This window comes from Streptomyces sp. NBC_01171 (assembly GCF_045039805.1).
GTDB lineage: Bacteria > Actinomycetota > Actinomycetes > Streptomycetales > Streptomycetaceae > Streptomyces.
This window is the reverse complement of record NZ_CP108609.1, coordinates 2,478,599-2,496,408: the sequence shown is the minus strand read 5'-3', so window position 1 is coordinate 2,496,408 and position 17,810 is coordinate 2,478,599. Positions and strand designations below refer to the sequence as shown.

The 17,810-nt window shown below is 72.9% G+C and carries 15 protein-coding genes; 9 read left to right on the top strand and 6 right to left on the bottom strand.

The features are described from left to right. Positions 1 to 22: 22 nt before the first annotated feature. The 5 genes from OG448_RS11315 (at position 23) to hutH (ending at position 7,002) form a co-directional block, all read left to right on the top strand. The gene (locus OG448_RS11315) at positions 23 to 877 is read left to right on the top strand and encodes a biotin--[acetyl-CoA-carboxylase] ligase (RefSeq protein ID WP_405553242.1); all 855 of its coding nucleotides are present in this window, start codon (positions 23 to 25) and stop codon (positions 875 to 877) included. A gap of 229 nt (positions 878 to 1,106) precedes the next feature. Then, positions 1,107 to 2,231: an adenylate/guanylate cyclase domain-containing protein gene (locus OG448_RS11310; protein WP_405553240.1), complete on the top strand. Its 1,125-nt coding sequence runs from the start codon at positions 1,107 to 1,109 to the stop codon at positions 2,229 to 2,231. Between the two features lie 1,149 nt (positions 2,232 to 3,380). Beyond that, complete coding sequence (locus OG448_RS11305; protein ID WP_405553238.1) at positions 3,381 to 4,175, top strand: enoyl-CoA hydratase/isomerase family protein; 795 nt, start codon at positions 3,381 to 3,383, stop codon at positions 4,173 to 4,175. Between the two features lie 69 nt (positions 4,176 to 4,244). Next, a complete protein-coding gene (locus tag OG448_RS11300; RefSeq protein ID WP_405553236.1) occupies positions 4,245 to 5,399 on the top strand; it encodes a diguanylate cyclase domain-containing protein in 1,155 nt (384 codons plus the stop codon). A gap of 64 nt (positions 5,400 to 5,463) precedes the next feature. Continuing rightward, positions 5,464 to 7,002 (top strand): histidine ammonia-lyase, encoded by a 1,539-nt coding sequence (hutH, locus tag OG448_RS11295; RefSeq protein ID WP_405558763.1) that lies wholly within the window; start codon positions 5,464 to 5,466, stop codon positions 7,000 to 7,002. A 66-nt stretch (positions 7,003 to 7,068) separates the two neighbouring features. Here the strand turns inward: hutH and OG448_RS11290 are convergent, their stop codons facing one another. After that, entirely contained in the window at positions 7,069 to 7,419 is a 351-nt protein-coding gene (locus OG448_RS11290) for a hypothetical protein (RefSeq protein WP_405553235.1), read from the bottom strand. 109 nt (positions 7,420 to 7,528) lie between these two features. On the opposite strand from OG448_RS11290, the gene OG448_RS11285 reads away from it, so the two are divergent. Together OG448_RS11285 and OG448_RS11280 are read left to right on the top strand one after the other, a co-directional pair. Further along, the gene (locus OG448_RS11285; RefSeq protein WP_405553233.1) at positions 7,529 to 7,888 is read left to right on the top strand and encodes a hypothetical protein; all 360 of its coding nucleotides are present in this window, start codon (positions 7,529 to 7,531) and stop codon (positions 7,886 to 7,888) included. 224 nt (positions 7,889 to 8,112) lie between these two features. Next, positions 8,113 to 9,375 carry an Ig-like domain-containing protein gene (locus OG448_RS11280; RefSeq protein WP_405553231.1) on the top strand — a complete coding sequence of 421 codons (1,263 nt, stop codon included), beginning with the start codon at positions 8,113 to 8,115 and terminating at the stop codon, positions 9,373 to 9,375. A gap of 81 nt (positions 9,376 to 9,456) precedes the next feature. On the opposite strand, the gene OG448_RS11275 is transcribed toward OG448_RS11280, so the two are convergent. Then, on the bottom strand, positions 9,457 to 10,344 hold the full coding sequence (locus OG448_RS11275; protein WP_405553230.1) for a helix-turn-helix domain-containing protein: 888 nt from the start codon (positions 10,342 to 10,344) through the stop codon (positions 9,457 to 9,459). A 180-nt stretch (positions 10,345 to 10,524) separates the two neighbouring features. On the opposite strand from OG448_RS11275, the gene OG448_RS11270 reads away from it, so the two are divergent. Continuing rightward, positions 10,525 to 11,568, top strand: a complete 1,044-nt coding sequence (locus OG448_RS11270) for an NAD(P)-dependent alcohol dehydrogenase (RefSeq protein WP_405553228.1) — start codon at positions 10,525 to 10,527, stop codon at positions 11,566 to 11,568. A 104-nt stretch (positions 11,569 to 11,672) separates the two neighbouring features. Here OG448_RS11270 and msrA read toward each other — a convergent pair whose 3' ends face one another. The 4 genes from msrA to OG448_RS11250 form a co-directional block, all read right to left on the bottom strand. Continuing rightward, positions 11,673 to 12,338, bottom strand: coding sequence for a peptide-methionine (S)-S-oxide reductase MsrA (gene msrA, locus OG448_RS11265; protein WP_405553226.1), 666 nt, complete (start codon positions 12,336 to 12,338; stop codon positions 11,673 to 11,675). Positions 12,339 to 12,410: 72 nt separating this feature from the next. After that, the gene (locus tag OG448_RS11260) at positions 12,411 to 13,517 is read right to left on the bottom strand and encodes a hypothetical protein (RefSeq protein WP_405553224.1); all 1,107 of its coding nucleotides are present in this window, start codon (positions 13,515 to 13,517) and stop codon (positions 12,411 to 12,413) included. 48 nt (positions 13,518 to 13,565) lie between these two features. Further along, positions 13,566 to 15,200: a M48 family metallopeptidase gene (locus tag OG448_RS11255; protein ID WP_405553222.1), complete on the bottom strand. Its 1,635-nt coding sequence runs from the start codon at positions 15,198 to 15,200 to the stop codon at positions 13,566 to 13,568. 198 nt (positions 15,201 to 15,398) lie between these two features. Continuing rightward, positions 15,399 to 16,517 carry a hypothetical protein gene (locus OG448_RS11250; protein WP_405553221.1) on the bottom strand — a complete coding sequence of 373 codons (1,119 nt, stop codon included), beginning with the start codon at positions 16,515 to 16,517 and terminating at the stop codon, positions 15,399 to 15,401. 130 nt (positions 16,518 to 16,647) lie between these two features. Here OG448_RS11250 and OG448_RS11245 point away from each other — a divergent pair, with 130 nt between their 5' ends. After that, positions 16,648 to 17,805 (top strand): cystathionine gamma-synthase, encoded by a 1,158-nt coding sequence (locus OG448_RS11245; protein WP_391294934.1) that lies wholly within the window; start codon positions 16,648 to 16,650, stop codon positions 17,803 to 17,805. Positions 17,806 to 17,810: the final 5 nt, after the last annotated feature.

Here is a 17,810-nt window from a genome sequence, read left to right as displayed (position 1 = left end):
TCCCACACCTAGGGTTACTTGCATGACGCCGCACAATGCCTCAGGTCCCAGCCGCTGGTCCGACCTGGACCGTCCGCCGCTCGACGCGACCGCGCTGCGCCGCGGGCTCCTCCACGAGGGCGGGCTGTGGACCTCGGTCGACGTGGTCCAGCGCACCGGCTCCACCAACTCCGACCTCGTCGCCCGTGCGGGCGCGGCGGAGGAGGGCGCGGTGCTCGTCGCGGAGGAGCAGACGGCCGGACGCGGGCGGCTGGACCGGCGCTGGACGGCTCCGCCGCGCTCGGGCCTCTTCTTCTCCGTCCTGCTGCGCCCCGCCGAGGTCCCGCTGGAGCGCTGGGGCTGGCTCCCGCTGCTGACCGGCGTCGCCGTGGCCACCGGGCTGTCCCGCGCGGCCGGGGTCGACACGGCCCTGAAGTGGCCCAACGACCTGCTGGTCACCGTCGGCGGCGAGGAGCGCAAGGCGGGCGGCATCCTGGCCGAGCGCGCCGGTGAGGACGGCGTGGTCGTGGGCGTCGGCCTCAACGTCACCCTGCGCGCCGACGAACTCCCCGTCCCGCAGGCGGGCTCGCTGGCGCTGGCCGACGCGGTGTCCACCGACCGCGACACCCTGCTCCGCTCCGTGCTCCGCTCCCTGGAGACCTGGTACGACCGGTGGCGCTCGGCCGGCGGCGACCCCGTCACCAGCACCCTCCAGGAGACCTACGCGGCCGGCTGCGCCACCCTCGGCCGCCAGGTCCGCGCGGAGCTGCCCGGTGACCGTGCGCTGGTGGGCGAGGCGGTGGCGATCGACGGGGACGGACGGCTGGTCGTCGCCACGGCGGAGGGCACGCGGGAGGCCGTGGGGGCGGGCGACATCGTGCACCTGCGTCCGGCGTAGCGGGTGCTCCGGGTCGGCAGAACGGGCGTTCCCGGGCCGGGAAAGTGGGCAGAGGGGCGTGGGGACACCGGCCCGCGCCCCCGCCGTGCGCGGTGCGCGCCGGGCGGTGCTTCCGAGGGGTGAAGGGTGCGTCCGGGTGGGTGCTCCCGGCGGAGTGAGCTGGCGCACACCTGCCGTAGAGTTGAGGCCGGTCGGTACCTGACCGCGGCAGATCGGAAGGGCAGCAGGCGTGAGCGTCGACGACACGGGATCCGGCGCGGGCGCGGAGGGCCGGGTGGACCCCGATGCCCCCGACCCCGGCGACGACCCGCTCGCCCTCCGCCTCGAACAGCTCATCCTCGGGGCCGAGCGCCGCTACACCCCCTTCCAGGCCGCCCGCAGCGCCGGTGTCTCCATGGAGCTGGCGTCCCGTTTCTGGCGGGCGATGGGCTTCGCCGACATAGGCCAGGCCAAGGCGCTCACCGAAGCCGACGTACTCGCCCTGCGGCGGCTCGCCGGTCTGGTCGAGGCGGGGCTGCTGAGCGAGGCCATGGCGGTGCAGGTGGCCCGCTCCACCGGGCAGACCACCGCCCGGTTGGCCGAATGGCAGATCGATTCCTTCCTGGAGGGGCTGACCGAGCCCCCCGAGCCGGGCATGACCCGCACCGAGGTCACGTACCCGATCATCGAGCTGCTCCTGCCCGAGCTGGAGGAGTTCCTCGTCTACGTCTGGCGCCGCCAGCTCGCCGCGTCCGCGGGGCGCGTGGTGCAGAACGTGGACGACGAGGAGATGGTCGACCGCCGGCTCGCCGTCGCCTTCGCCGACCTCGTGGGCTTCACCCGGCTCACCCGGCGGATGGAGGAGGAGGAGCTGGGCGAGCTGGTCGAGGCGTTCGAGACCACCGCCGCCGACCTGGTCGCCGCGCGCGGCGGGCGCCTCATCAAGACCCTGGGCGACGAGGTCCTCTACGTCGCCGACGACGCGGCCACCGCCGCCGACATCGCGCTGCGCCTGGTCGAGACGCTCTCCCACGACGAGACGATGCCCGAGCTGCGGGTCGGCATGGCCTTCGGCACGGTCACCACGCGCATGGGCGACGTCTTCGGCACCACCGTGAACCTCGCCTCCCGGCTGACCTCGATAGCTCCCCGCGACGCCGTCCTCGTCGACAGCGCCTTCGCGGAGGAGCTCGTCCGCACGGGCGTGGCCCCCGCCTCGGAAGCCGAAGCGGCCGAGGCCGCCGCGACGGCCGAGAAGGAGGGCGAAGCCCCTCCCGACTACCGCTTCGCCCTCCAGCCCATGTGGCAACGCTCGGTGCGCGGCCTGGGCATGGTCGAGCCGTGGCTGCTGGCACGTCGGGGCGAGACGGGCTGAGGGCTCTTACCGGCCCCGCAGTTCCAGGCATACGCCCAGGACGGGCACGCAGAGGCCCTTGTCATCCGGTGGTGGCGCTGAGGCGCTCGCTGTCGGCGGCGTCGGCGTGGGGGTAGGTGCCGGTGTGGGCGCCGGTGCGGTGGCGGCGGGGGCTTCGGGTCTGGCGGAGGTCTGCTGCACGGCGGCTCGGGGCGTGTCGCCGGGACGCGCGGTGGGCGTGGGGCTCGCTTCGACGCTGGGACTGCCCGCACTGCTGGGCGTGGGCCGCGTGGACCGCCGGGCGGACGCCGGGGCCCTCGATGCCGACGGTACGGCGACGACGGTCGCGGAAACCCCGGCGGAGGGCTCGACCCCGAGCGTGGACGGATGCCGGGGCTCGGCCTCGGCAGTACCGGGCCCGGAATCGGGGGCGACCCGCACGAGACTCAGTACGGCAACAGCGAGCGCGGCCGCCATCCCGAGAAGCAGCACGACTTTGCCCCGCCCCCGCCGATGCCGACCGTGCCGCAGGACGGCCAGGAGGCGCTGGGCCGGTGTCAGGGGGGTCGGCTCCGGGATCAGGGGAAGCACGGTGGTCGGCGTGACGGCTTTCGGCCGACCGGCGTTCTTCGGCGCGCCGGGCTTCGCCTGTGGCCGATCAGCGGCTCCGGTCTTCGCAACCCCCGCCTGCGGCTGACCGACAGCTCCTCCCCGCTTGGCCCCCGCTCCGCCCTGCCGTCCGCTTTCTGCCTCGGCCCGCTTTGCCTCCGAGGCTCCGCCGACCGGAGCCTGCCCCCGGCTGCCGGCCCCTGCGCCCTTCGCCCCCGGCGTCTGCGGCCGGCCCATCCCCGTCCGTACCCGGAATGACACCCCCGGTGGCTTCGTCGGGTCGGTCGGGATTCGTGCTGGTGACACCAGGGGAACCGATTCCGCAGGGAGGCGGGGTGGGAGGGGCGGCGGGGGCTTGTCTCTCCGTGGCATGTGCTCCGCTCCTTCCCAACGCGCGCTCGGCGCGTCAGCCGTGGGGGACGTTAGGCGCTCGTGTGGGTGGTGGGGGCGGAGTCGGACGGGGAGTCACTCGAACGGGTGGGGGCGGCTCTTTTCCGGGGAGTGGGTCTGCTGCGATGATCGGGGGCGTAGTCAGTTAACCCGCGTTAACCGGAGGGTGTCATGGGCGAGGAGCGGTACGGGGAGTTCGTGCTGGTGCGGAGGCACGGGCACGTGGCTGAGCTGGTGCTGGACCGGCCGAAGGCCATGAACGCCGTGTCGACGGAGATGGCCCGTTCGCTCGCGGCGGCCTGCACCGCGCTCGGCGCGGACCGGGACGCCCGGGTGGTCGTACTGACGTCCTCCAGTGAACGCGCGTTCTGCGTCGGCGCGGACCTGAAGGAGCGGAACTCCTTCAGCGACGCCGACCTCGTCCGGCAGCGCCCGGTCGCGCGCGGGGCGTACACCGGCGTGCTGGAGCTGCCGGTGCCGACCATCGCGGCGGTGCACGGCTTCGCGCTGGGCGGCGGCTTCGAACTGGCGCTGGCCTGCGACCTGATCGTGGCGGACGAGACGGCCGTGGTCGGGCTGCCCGAGGTGTCCGTGGGCGTGATCCCGGGCGGCGGCGGTACGCAGTTGCTGCCCAGGCGGGTCGGTGCGGCCCGCGCGGCCGAGCTGATCTTCACCGCGCGCCGGCTCGAGGCTCCGGAGGCGGCCGCCCTCGGACTGGTCGACCAGCTCGCCGAAGCGGGCCGGGACCGCGAGGAGGCGCTCGCCCTGGCCGCGAGGATCGCCAAGAACTCCCCGGTCGGCCTCCGCTCCGCCAAGCGCGCCCTCCGCCTGGGCCAGGGCCTGGACCTGCGGGCCGGTCTGGAGGTCGAGGACGCGGCCTGGCGGGCGACCGCCTTCTCCGGCGACCGCGCCGAGGGCGTCGCCGCCTTCAACGAGAAGCGTGCCCCCGAGTGGCCGGGCGAGTGACCTCGCGGTGACCACCTGATCGCCCGTGCCAATGCCCCTGATGTGCCCATTCGTCCCTAACCTGGGGTGATGGGTGAGGATGATCGGCTCGCTGCCGTGGTGGGGCTGGCGCAGGGGATGGCGGCCGCGCGCACGGCGCCGGAGTCCTGGCGGGCGGCCGCGCTCGGTGCCTGCCGGGCGCTGGCCGGGAACTTCGCCGCGCTGTCGGTGTGGGAGCGCGAGCGCAGTCGTCTCCGGGTTCTGGTGAACGTCGGCAAGCGCGCCGAGGACGAGAAGGAGTTCCCGGAGGAGGAGGCGTACCCGGTCCACCAGTTCCCGGAGATCACCGAGTTCCTGCACGAGCGCTGGGCCGGGGGCGGCGGCCCCAACGCCTGGGTGGAGACCGCGCAGGGCCCGGCCGCCGGCACCCCCGGCTACATCCACCAGCGGGTCGCCGCCCTGCGCCGCCGGGGGAGGGGCTGCTGCGTGGTCGCGCCCGTGGTGCTGCACGGCCGGGCGTGGGGCGAGCTGTACGTGGCCCGCGCGACCGGGACGCCGGTCTTCGACCGGGGCGACGCCGACTTCGCCACTGTGCTCGCGGCGGTCGTCGCGGCCGGGCTGGCGCAGACCGAGCGGCTGGAAGAGGTCCGCCGCCTCGCCTTCACCGACGCCCTCACCGGCCTGGCCAACCGCCGCGCGGTCGACGTACGGCTTGAGGAGGCGGTGGAGCGGCACCGGGCGGAGGGAGCGGTGGTCAGCCTCGTCGTCTGCGACTTGAACGGGTTGAAGAAGGTCAACGACACCCAGGGGCACGAGGTCGGGGACCGGCTGCTGGAGCGGTTCGGGTCGGTGCTGTCGCTGTGCGGCGCGATGCTGCCGGGCGCGCTCGCGGCACGGCTCGGCGGGGACGAGTTCTGTCTGCTGGCGCTCGGGCCGTCGGCCGAGGACGTGGTCGAGGCGGCCGTGGAGCTGTGCCGCCGGGCGGGCGCGCTGGAGCTCGGCGAGGGGGTGGCCTGCGGGGTCGCGTCCACCGGGCACGACATCGGCCCGGTGCGCGACGCCCGACGGCTGTTCCGGCTGGCCGACGCCGCGCAGTACCGGGCCAAGGCCGAGCGCGCCGACCTGCCGGTGGTGGCCGGGCGGGAGGGCCCGGACGACCCGGTCGTCCGGCTGGCGGACGAGACCCCTCCGCCCGCGAAGACCGAGCGCCGCCGCTTCCGGGGGCGCCGCGCCCGGGACCGGTAAGGGGCGTGAGGGCAATCCACTAGTGACACCACCGCATTCAATGCGTACGCTCCTGAATATGGATATGCACTCTGTGGTGGTGGGGACCACCGGCGTCACCGCGCACGACGTCCTCGCCGTCGCGCGCGCCGGTGCCCGCGTGGAACTGTCGGAGGAGGCCGTGGCCGCGCTCGCCGCGGCCCGCGAGATCGTGGACGCCCTGGCCGCCAAACCCGATCCGGTCTACGGCGTCTCCACCGGCTTCGGCGCGCTGGCGACCCGGCACATCAGCCCCGAGCTGCGGGCGCAGCTCCAGCGCAACATCGTCCGCTCGCACGCCGCCGGCATGGGCCCGCGCGTCGAGCGGGAGGTCGTCCGGGCGCTGATGTTCCTGCGCCTGAAGACGGTCTGCTCCGGCCACACCGGCGTACGCCCCGAGGTCGCGCAGACCATGGCTGACGTGCTCAACGCCGGGATCACTCCGGTCGTGCACGAGTACGGCTCCCTCGGCTGCTCCGGCGACCTCGCCCCGCTCTCGCACTGCGCGCTGGCCCTGATGGGCGAGGGTGACGCCGAGGGCCCCGACGGGGTCGTACGCCCGGCCGGTGAGCTGCTGCGCGAGCACGGCATCGAGCCGGTCGAGCTGCGCGAGAAGGAGGGTCTGGCCCTCCTCAACGGCACGGACGGCATGCTCGGCATGCTGATCATGGCCCTCGCGGACCTCGACTCCCTCTACAAGTCGGCCGACATCACCGCCGCCCTCAGCCTGGAGGGGCTGCTCGGCACGGACAAGGTCCTCGCGCCCGAGCTGCACGCCATCCGCCCGCACCCCGGCCAGGCCGCCTCCGCCGCCAACATGCTCGCGGTGCTCAAGGGCTCCCAGCTCACCGGGCACCACCAGGACGACGCGCCCCGCGTCCAGGACGCGTACTCGGTGCGCTGCGCCCCGCAGGTCGCCGGTGCCGGGCGCGACACCCTGGCGCACGCCCGCCTGGTCGCCGAGCGCGAGCTGGCCGCCGCCGTCGACAACCCGGTGGTGCTGTCCGACGGCCGGGTGGAGTCCAACGGCAACTTCCACGGCGCACCGGTCGCCTACGTCCTGGACTTCCTCGCCATCGCCGCCGCCGACCTCGGCTCCATCGCCGAGCGCCGCACCGACCGGCTGCTGGACAAGAACCGCAGTCACGGCCTGCCGCCGTTCCTCGCGGACGACGCGGGCGTGGACTCCGGCCTGATGATCGCCCAGTACACGCAGGCCGCGCTGGTCAGCGAGCTGAAGCGGCTCGCCGTACCGGCGTCCGCGGACTCCATCCCGTCCTCCGCCATGCAGGAGGACCACGTCTCCATGGGCTGGTCGGCCGCGCGCAAGCTGCGTACCGCCGTGGACAACCTGACGCGGGTCATCGCGGTCGAGCTGTACGCGGCCGCCCGCGCCGTCGAGCTGCGGGAGGGCCTGGAGCCGGCGCCCGCCTCGCGCGCGGTGATCGAGGCCGCGCGGGCCGCCGGGGTGGGCGGTCCCGGCCCGGACCGGTTCCTGGCGCCCGACCTGGCCGCCGCCGACGCCTTCGTGCGCGGGGGCGGGCTCGTGGCGGCCGCCGAGACGGTCACGGGACCGCTGCGCTAGACGCCACCCGGGGGCCTCACCTTCGGGTGGGGCCCCATGCGCCGGTCAACGAATCGTCAAGCGGGCTTAAAACTCCAGCCGTTCCCGGCGCACCGAATACACCACGAACCCCGCGCCCACGGCGAGGAACAGGGTGCCGGAGACCACGTACGGCGTGGTGTCGAAGCTTCCCGTGTCCGCCAGCCGGGTCGGATCGGAGGCGGTCTGACCGGCCAGGCCGGACACCGTGGTGACCTGCTCGGTGATCCCCGAGTCCGGGTTCCCGGAGTCCGCCGACCCGGAGACCGCCGTACCCGCGGCCGCGGCGCCCGTCGAGGGGCCGTCCTGCGAGGCGTTGGCGGACGGGACGAACCACAGGGCGCACAGCAGTGTGCCCGCGGCGGTGGCGGTCAGCAACGGTCGGCGAGCGGATGCCACGGAATATCGATCCCCTTGTGACGCTGGCGAATTGGCCGTGTGGAGCGATGTTAGTGAAAATCGCGGGTCACAGGAAAGTCACGACAGGTTTCGGTTCTAGGCTCCTCGTATGGACGTTGAAGAGACATCACGGTTTGTACGCCTTCGAGTGGAGCTGGTTCTCGAGGTGCTCGATGACGACGAGCTGACCAAGGCCGCGCTGCGCCGCATCGCCACCGATCCGGAGCTGCCGGACGCGGAGCGGGCGCACGCCGAAGGTGCTGTGACGGAAGACACCGCCGAGGCGCTGGCCTATCTCGTCGACCCGTTCGACCTGGTCAGCGAGGTGCCCGGTGTGGAGCTCGCGCAGGCATCCTGGTCCAGCGAGCACTCCGCGTACGACGCGGATTCGCCTGAGTGGGACCTCGGCGAGGATGATGAGGACGACGACGAACCGGCCGACGACGCGGACGGCCGGAACGAGCGGTAGCCCGGCGGCTTCGGCCGCGGGATTCGGGGCACGGATGACCCGGACGGCAACCGCCGTCCGGGTTTTCTCGTCTCACAAGTGGCGCACGGAGGCCCGCGCACCGCCCGCCCGAAGACGGGAAGTGGTGTAGCCCACACAACCCCTTTCCGGGGAACGGGAAGGCGCGGCCGTGACGTTGAGAGAGTTCAACGGGGATTCTCGGGGTTCTGGCGGATTCGGCAACGATGGAGAAGCGTGTGATGACGGACAGTAAGCGGCGCAAGGGCCTGACGGTCGCGTCCGCACTGCTCGGTGGCGTGCTCGTGCTCACGGGCTGTTCCGGCGGCGGTAACGCCAGCGCGTCCGACGGCGGTGAGAGCTCCCAGGCGAAGGCCGACGAGGCAGCGGCGCAGAAGTCGTCCGAGGCTCAGATCACGATCACGCCGAAGGACGGCTCCAACAACGCCTCCATCAACAACTCGGCCGCGGTCAAGGTCGCCAAGGGCACCCTGACCGGCGTGAGCATGACCACCGCGGACGGCAAGCCGGTCGAGGGCACCCTCGCCGCCGACAAGCTGAGCTGGAAGCCGACCACCCAGCTCGAGCGGTCCACCACCTACAAGCTCGCCGCCGAGGCCAAGGACTCCGACGGCCGCGTGGCCCACGAGAACGCGTCCTTCACCACGGTCTCCCCGTCCAACAGCTTCATAGGCAACTTCACCCCGGACAACGGCAGCACCGTCGGGGTGGGCATGCCCGTGTCGATCAACTTCGACAAGGCGATCACCGACAAGGCCGCCGTGCAGAAGGGGATCACCGTCTCCTCCTCCAGCGGCCAGGAGGTCGTCGGCCACTGGTTCAACGCCAACCGGATCGACTTCCGCCCGGAGACGTACTGGAAGGAGAACTCCACCGTCACGCTGAAGCTGGCGCTCGACGGTGTCGAGGGCGCCGACGGCGTCTACGGCGTCCAGCAGAAGACGGTCACCTTCCACGTCGGCCGCAACCAGGTCTCCTACATCGACGCCAAGACCAAGCAGATGAAGGTCACGCAGGACGGCAAGGTCGTCAAGCAGATCCCGATCTCCGCCGGTTCCCCGGAGAACAAGACCTACGCCGGCACCATGGTCATGTCCGAGAAGTTCGAGCAGACCCGGATGAACGGCGCGACCGTCGGCTTCACCGACGACGACGGCAAGGGCGAGTACGACATCAAGGACGTGCCGCACGCCATCCGCCTCACCGGCTCCGGCACCTTCCTGCACGGCAACTACTGGGGCGCGAAGTCCATCTTCGGCAACGAGAACACCAGCCACGGCTGTGTGGGCCTGTCGGACACCAAGGGCGCCAAGGACCCGAACACCCCGGCCGCCTGGGTGTTCAACCACTCCCTCGTCGGTGACGTGGTGATCATCAAGAACACCGGTGACAAGACCGTCGCCCCGGACAACGGCCTCAACGGCTGGAACATGGACTGGGCGCAGTGGAAGGCCGGTTCGGCCGTCTGATCCCGCCCCGGACCCCCTGAGGAACCCTGAGCGCACGAGTGCCGCCCCTCCTGGTGAGGGGCGGCACTTCGCGTTTCCGTCTCAGAGGGTCGGCACCGCCGCCGCGCCCCAACTGGCCAGCAGGCGCAGGGACTCGGCGGAGGCGGAGTCCGGTTCGGCGTGGTAGACGATCAGACTGAGGTCCGCGTCGCCGGTCACCCGCAACCCCTCGAAGCCCAGGGCGAGTTCACCGACCAGTGGATGCCGCAGCCGCTTCACGCCGTAGAACTGCTCCTTCACGTCGTGCGTGGCCCACAGGCGGCGGAACTCCTCGCTCTTGACGGAGAGTTCACCGACCAGCGCGGCCAGCCGGGCGTCGTCCGGGAAACGTCCGGCGTCCATGCGCAGCCCGCAGACGATGTCGATCGCCTTCTGCTCCCAGTCCATGAACAGCTCGCGGTACTCCGGGCAGAGGAACACCAGCCGGGCCCAGGTGCGGTCCTCGGGCGCGAGCCCCGCCCAGTCGCCGAACAGCGCGGTCGCCATCCGGTTCCAGGCCAGGATCTCCGTGCGCCGCCCCGCGATGTACGCCGGGACCGCGTCCATCGAGTCCAGCAGATGCTGGAGCGCGGTCCGTACCTGGGGGCGGCGGGCCGGCGGGCGCTTCTTGTGCGGGGCCGGCTTGGCCAGATGGGTCAGGTGCGCGTGCTCGGCGTCGGTCAGGCGCAGGGCGCGGGCGATGGAGTCCAGCACCTCCGCCGACACGTTCCGCCCGTTGCCCTGCTCCAGCCGCGTGTAGTACGCCACCGACACCCCGGCCAACTGCGCCAGCTCCTCCCGGCGCAGCCCCGGCACCCGGCGGCGCCGGCCGAACTCGGGCAGACCCACGTCCTCCGGCTTGAGCCGGGCCCGGCGGCTGCGCAGGAACTCGCTCAGCTCGGCCCGCCGGTCCAGCGGGCGGCTCAGGGCCGCCTCGGGCTGTTCGTCCATGCCTTCCAGTATCGAGGGCGGCGACGGATCGTACGCCCCTGAGCCTGTCCCCGGCAGTGGTAGGCACAGCGGTCGTACGCAAAGCCGTGACCTGGGTGGGAACGGAAGATGGGGGCACCCTGGGAGAGTGCCCGGTCGAGACCGTGGCCGGGCCACGGCGAACCTGAGGAGAACCCCGGCATGACCACTGTTGCTGCTTACGCCGCGCCCGCCCCCAAGGCCCCCCTGGAGCGGACCACGATCGAGCGGCGGCCGGTCGGCGACCACGACGTCCTGATCGACATCAAGTTCGCGGGGATCTGCCACTCCGACATCCACCAGGCCCGCGACGGCTGGAGCGAGGGCATCTTCCCGATGGTCCCCGGCCACGAGATCGCCGGTGTGGTCACCGAGGTCGGCCCCGAGGTCACCAAGTTCTCGGTGGGCGACCGGGTGGGCGTCGGCTGCATGGTCGACTCCTGCCGCGAGTGCGACAACTGCAAGGCGGGACTGGAGCCGTACTGCACCGGCGGCGGCCTGGTCCTCACGTACAACGACAAGGACAAGGACGGCGAGCCCACCTACGGTGGCTACTCCGAGCAGATCGTCGTCGGCGAGGACTTCGTCGTCCGCATCCCCGACGGGCTGGGCCTGGACGTGGCCGCACCGCTGCTGTGCGCGGGCATCACCACGTACTCCCCGCTCAGGCACTGGGGTGTCGGCCCCGGCAAGAAGGTCGCCGTGGTCGGCCTCGGCGGGCTCGGCCACGTCGGCGTGAAGCTGGCCCACGCGATGGGCGCCGAGGTCACCGTCCTCTCGCAGTCCCTGCGCAAGAAGGACGACGGCCTGCGGCTCGGCGCCGACCACTACTACGCCACCAGCGACCCGGAGACCTTCGAGAAGCTGGCCGGCACCTTCGACGTCATCCTGAACACCGTCTCCGCCCCGCTGGACTTCGCTGCCTACATGTCCCTGCTGCGCCTCGACGGCGCCATGGTCAACGTCGGCCTTCCGGAGGAGCCGGTGCAGGTCACCCTCCAGTCCATCTTCGGCAACCGCCGCAACCTCACCACCTCCAACATCGGCGGCATCCCCGAGACCCAGGAGATGCTCGACTTCTGCGCGGAGCACGGAGTGGGCGCCGAGATCGAGCTGATCGGCGCGGGCGAGATCAACGACGCGTACGAGCGCGTGACCGCCAGCGACGTGCGCTACCGGTTCGTGATCGACACGGCGACGATCTGACGCCGGACATGACGGTCTGACGTCGGAGACACGGGGTCGGACACACAGAAGGGCCGCCCGGCTCCGGCCGGGCGGCCCGTTCTTCTGTGCTCAGCCCTGTGTGCTCAGCCCTGGGCGGGTGCCACGCCGATCGGGCAGGAGACGCCCGTGCCGCCGATGCCGCAGTACCCGGCGGGGTTCTTGTCCAGGTACTGCTGGTGGTAGGGCTCGGCCGGGTAGAAGGGGCGGCCCTCGGCGGGGAGGATCTCCGTGGTGATCGTGCCGTGGCCCGAGCCGGTGAGCACCTTCTGGTACGCGGCACGGGACGCCTCGGCGGCGGCCGCCTGCTCGGGGGTGTGGGTGTAGATCGCGGAGCGGTACTGGGTGCCCACGTCGTTGCCCTGGCGGAAGCCCTGCGTGGGGTCGTGGGACTCCCAGAAGGTCTTGAGCAACTGCTCGTACGAGACGACCTCGGGGTCGTAGACCACGCGGACCGCCTCGGTGTGGCCGGTCAGGCCCGAGCAGGCTTCCTCGTAGGTGGGGTTCTCGGTGTAACCGCCCTGGTAGCCCACGAGCGTCGTGTAGATCCCCGCGGGGAGCTGCCAGAACTTGCGCTCCGCGCCCCAGAAGCAGCCCAGCCCGAAGTCGGCGACCTCCAGCCCCTCGGGGTAGGGGCCGGTGAGCGGGGTGCCGAGGACGGTGTGCCGGGCGGGGACCTCGAAGGCGGGCACGTCCCGCCCCGCGAGCGCCTGCTCGGGGGTGGGGAGCTGCGGTGTGCGGCCGAACAGCATGGGGTCTCCCTGGTCGGTCTCGGTGCGGACGGGCACTCCGTACAACGCCTCACCCGCCCTCGGCATTCCGGTTCAGGCCGCCGCTCCGGCCTCCAGTACGGCGGTGTCGCGGACCTGGCAGAAGTACTCCGCCTTGCTGTTCCGGTACCGCCACGGCAACGCGTCCACATGGCCGTCGACCAGCCGGAAGTGCTCCACCGCGGCCTCGTTGCGGCCCTGGAGGTGCAGGTAGTACGCGAGCAGGTGGCGCAGCTCCGGCAGGCGCGGGTGCGCCGGGTCGGCGGCGGCCGCGTCCTTCAGGGCCGCCTCCACCCGCGCCACCATCTCCGGGGTGTTGTCGGCGGCGGTGTCGTCGGAGTCGTCGTGCTCGAAGTGCGCGATCAGCGGCAGCGCCGTCAGCAGGCTCCCGGCGGGCGCCCCGGCGGCGGCCCGCTCGGCGAACTCGGTCGCCAGCCGCTCGGAGCCGCGCCACTTGGCGCACCAGTACTGCAGGGCCGAGAAGTGCGCCTCGTAGTGGTGCGGGGCGCGGGCCGTGATCTCGGTCCACAGGTCGTCCATCTTGGCGTTCGGGTAACCGAGCCCCAGCGCCAGCCAGATCTCCGCGACATACGGCGTGGGGTCGTCCGGGTTCAGCGCCGCCGCCCGCGCGATCTCCTCGCGGGCGGCGAGCAGCGTGCGGCGGAACCCCTCGAACTGCTCGCGCGTGGTGTGCTCCGCCCGCTGCCCGCCCCGCACCCGCCAGGCCAGGATCACCGCGCTGCGGGCCCGGACCACGGCCGCGTCCGGGTCCTCGGGGCGCTCGGCCTCCCAGGCCAGCAGCCAGGCGTCGTCGTCGGCCGCCTTGTCGGCCAGCCGGAACGTGAGCAGCGACCGGTGCTCCCAGTCCCGGCCGACGGCCGACATCAGCTCGGCGGCGGGGCGCCAGTCGCCGCTCCGGACCCCGGCGAGCGCGGCGGCCGTCTCGGGGGTCAGCGGGCCGGCCGAGTCGGTGTTCTGCCGCTCGGCGGGCAGCAGGCCGAGCGCGGCCGAGGCGGCGGCCCTCTCGGCGGCCTCCTCGTCGGCGAGGGCGGCCTCCGCGTTGCCGGAGAAGAACTCCTTCAGGAACACCTTGGCCATCCAGGCCGCGAAGAGCACGAAGGGGAGTGCCAGGACGGCCAGTATCCAGAGCAGGACGGTCATGTGCGGGCGGGGTCCGTTCGGGTCGGGGGGTGATCGGCGGTCGGTCGCTCAGGCGGGCTGGACGGCCGTCGGCGGGAGCAGGGCGCGCAGCGGGGCGGTGTCGGGCACGTCGGCCAGGGCCGCGTCCACGGCCGCCTCGAACGCGTCCTCGGGGCTCGCCCCGGCGCCGTCGGCCGCGCCGGGCAGCCGTACGGCCGCCGGGCGGGACCAGGAGAACTCCCAGCTCAGCAGCGAACGTGCGCTGAACTCGGCCAGCACCATCGTGCGCAGCGAGTCGCCCAGCGCGGGCCGCACGAACTGGCGGAACGCCCGCCCCTTCGCCGCGGCCGCCTCCTCGGACAGCGGCAGCCGCTCGGCCACCCGCCACAGCCGGCCCTCGTCGATGGCGTCGAGCACGTCCGTCAGGGTCGCGGGGCGCCCGTTGTACGCGGTCAGCGCCCGGTGCAGCGGGGTCTGCGCGGTGGTGATGCCCTCGGCCATGGCGACGTTCAGCAGTTCCGGCCAGTCGGCGGTGCGCCGGAAGCCGAGCGCCTCGGCGGTCAGGACGGCCTCCTCCAGCGCCGTCAGGGTGTGCTCGGGGTCGGTGAGCAGGGTCAGCGCGGGGCCGTCGCCCTCGGTGTCGCGTCCGTCGGCGGGAAGTGCCGCGATGCGGCGCACCCGTTCGGCCATCGGCGGGTGGGAGTCGTACCGCGATTCCGGCTCCTCGGGCAGCCCGGCGCGCAGCTTCTCCAGCTCGGCTGCGCGAGCCGTCAGCAACGCGCCGAAGCCGCCGAAGAACTGACCGCGCGGCGGCAGCGTCCGGGCGGGCAGGCCGAGGGTGGCGTACGAGTCGAGGTAGAAGCCATGGGCGGCCGAGAGGACCGGGATCTCGCGCAGCGCGGAGGCGGTGGCTTCGCGTCCGGCGATCCGGGCGGCGGCCAGGTCGGCGGCGAACTCCTGCCCGCGCGCGGTGCTCAGCGAGGCCCGCAGGTAGAGCTTGGCGTACCAGGTGTAGAGCCGCGCCATCCCCCGGTACAGCGCGCCGGTGTGCCGGGTGTCCACCTCGCGGGCCTTCTTGCCCTTGGCGATCCGCTTGGCGGCGGTCCGCTCCTGGCGCTCGCGCTCGTCGGCCACCTTGCCGTCGGCGGTGGCGTGGAACTGCTCGACGACCCGGCTGATCTGCGCCCGGCCGCGCACCACGAGCGCGGACAGCCGGGTGTCGCCCGCCGTGAAGTGCCCGTACTCGTGGCCCAGGACGGCACGCAACTGGGCCTCACTCAGCCCGGTCAGCAGCGGCACGCCGAGGGTGAGGGTGCGCGGTCCGGGACGCAGGCCGAGCAGCTTCGCGTCCTCGCGCACGGAGGCGTTCACGTCCGGGGTGAGCAGGATGCGGGCGGGGGCGTGGGTGCCGCTCGCGTCGGCCACCTCGCGCACCAGCGCCCACAGCCGGGGCTCGTCGGCCTCGCCGACCTCGACGGCGGCCGGGTCGTCGGCAGCCGGTATGCGCAGCATGAACATGCCGCGTACGACGGGGACGGCGAGCAGCACCGTGACGATGGCGATCTTGACGGCCCCGATGCCGCGCAGCCCCCAGTGGAACAGGGCGACGTCGACGCCGGCCAGCACCGCCAGCAGGGCGAGGCTGATCAGATAGAAGCCGGACAGCAGGACGAGGGCGCGCAGCGCGCGCAGAGTTGCGCCCATCGGAAAGATCCCCCCACAGGAAACCGGGCGAGCCGGAGCAAGACGAACGAGGCGCACACCGCCGTACGGTGCCGCCGCCCGAGTGTGGGGGGACTCGGGCCCGGGGCAAAGCCGGAGCAAAGCCCAGGGCAAGCGGAGTATGCCCCACCGCAGGTCAGCGGGGCAATACCTATTTCTCAGGCAGCCGGGGGGCCGGTGTCAGCCCGGCAGGGTCGCCGGGTTGCCGCCGTTGGCCTCGTAGCCCGCGACCGCCAGGGCCCGGTAGACCGCGAACGCCTCGGCCGGGTCCTCGGAGAGGCTCCAGGGCAGCGCGCCCACATGGCCGTCCACGTGCACCAGTTGGTCCATGGCCTCCGCCCAGCGCTCGGCCCGCACCAGGAAGAACACCAGCAGATGCCGGACGTGCGCCAGCATCGGGTCGTCCGGCCGGGCGGAGTGGACCGCGTGCAGCGCGCCGTGTATCGCCTTGACCACGACCTCGCTGCGGTAGAACCCGGCGACCAGGTTCACCTCCGGCAGATGCTCGAAGACCGCGAACAGCGGCAGCGCGGCCAGCAGCGAACCCTCGGGCGCGCGGGCGGCGGCGGCCTCGGCGAAGGCGTATGCCTCCTCGCGCGAGCCGTGCCACTTCTCGCAGGTGTAGTGCAGCGCGGCCAGGTGGGCGCCCATGTGGTGCGGGGCGAGGCCGAGGATCTTCCCCCACAGCTCGTCGAACTCCGGCCGGGACCAGCCCAGTCCGCGCGCCACGGACAGCATCACGAGGTGCGGCACCGGATCGCCGGGGGCGGCGAGCGCGGCCCGCTCACACGCCTCGCGCGCCTCCTCCATGATGATCCGGAAGTCGTCCGTGCCCGGCACGGAGGTCCGCCACGCCTGCTGCGCCAGGAACTCGGCGTGCACCGCCGCGCCGCCCGCGTCCTTGGGCTGCTCGGCCCGCCACACCCGCAGCCACTGGCCGCCCGGCGTCTGATGTGTCCCGCCCGGCCGCTCGCGCAGCTCCAGCGAGGCCGCCCCGGCGAACGCCTGCACCCGCTGCCAGCGCGTCTCGCCCGCCGCCTCCGTACCCGCGAGGAGCTGGGAGGCGGCGCGGTGGTCACCGGTGCGGCCGACCAGGTCCAGCACGTCCAGCAGGTCCTGGTCCGGGCCCGGCATCCGGACGTCCAGCTCCTCCTGGCGCAGGAAGCCGTACCGCTCGGGGTCGGCGGCGTCCGGGTGGCCCGGATGCACACGCTCGATCCCGCCGCGCCCGCGCCGGATCAGCGGGAGCAGCGCGAAGGCCAGCAGGGCCAGCGCCAGGAGCAGCCAGAGAGTCGCCATGCGTCAAGCGAACCAGATGCCGCCGACACTTGGCCAACCCCTCCCGCCGGCCTGTGGAAAACTCCCCCCGACCCCCGCCGCGAGCCCGGCGTCCGCCATCATCCCCGCGAGCGCACTACGCTCGGTGCACATGAGCGACAGGCACATCAGCGAGCACTTCGAGACTCTGGCGATCCATGCGGGCAACACCGCCGATCCCCTCACCGGCGCGGTCGTCCCGCCCATCTACCAGGTCTCGACCTACAAGCAGGACGGCGTGGGCGGACTGCGCGGCGGCTACGAGTACAGCCGCAGCGCCAACCCGACCAGGACGGCGCTGGAGGAGAACCTCGCGGCGCTGGAGGGCGGCCGTCGCGGCTTCGCGTTCGCCTCCGGCCTCGCCGCCGAGGACACCCTGCTGCGTACGCTGCTCAGCCCCGGCGACCACGTGGTCATCCCGAACGACGCCTACGGCGGTACCTTCCGGCTCTTCGCCAAGGTCGCCTCCCGCTGGGGCGTGGAGTGGTCCGTCGCCGACACCAGCGACCCGGCCGCCGTACGTGCCGCGATGACCCCGCGCACCAAGGCCGTCTGGGTGGAGACCCCCTCCAACCCGCTGCTCGGCATCACCGACATCGCCGCCGTGGCCCAGGTCGCGCACGCCGGCGGGGCGAAGCTGGTCGTCGACAACACCTTCGCCACCCCCTACCTCCAGCAGCCGCTGGCGCTCGGCGCCGACGTCGTCGTGCACTCGCTGACCAAGTACATGGGCGGCCACTCCGACGTGGTCGGCGGTGCGCTGATCGTCGCCGACGAGGAGCTGGGCGAGGAGATCGGCTTCCACCAGAACTCGATGGGCGGCGTCGCCGGGCCGTTCGACTCCTGGCTGGTGCTGCGCGGCACCAAGACCCTCGCGGTGCGCATGGACCGGCACAGCGAGAACGCCACGAAGGTCGCCGACATGCTGTCCCGGCACCCGCGCGTGAGCAGCGTGCTCTACCCGGGCCTGCCCGAGCACCCCGGCCACGAGGTCGCCGCCAAGCAGATGCGGGCGTTCGGCGGCATGATCTCCTTCCGGGTCACCGACGGCGAGGAGGCGGCCGTCTCGGTGTGCGACCGCACCCAGATCTTCACCCTCGGCGAGTCCCTGGGCGGCGTCGAGTCCCTCATCGAGCACCCCGGCCGGATGACGCACGCCTCCGTCGCCGGTTCGCTGCTGGAGGTCCCCTCCGACCTGGTCCGTCTCTCCGTCGGCATCGAGAACGCGGACGACCTGGTCGAGGACCTCAAGCAGGCGCTCGACAAGTAAGCGCG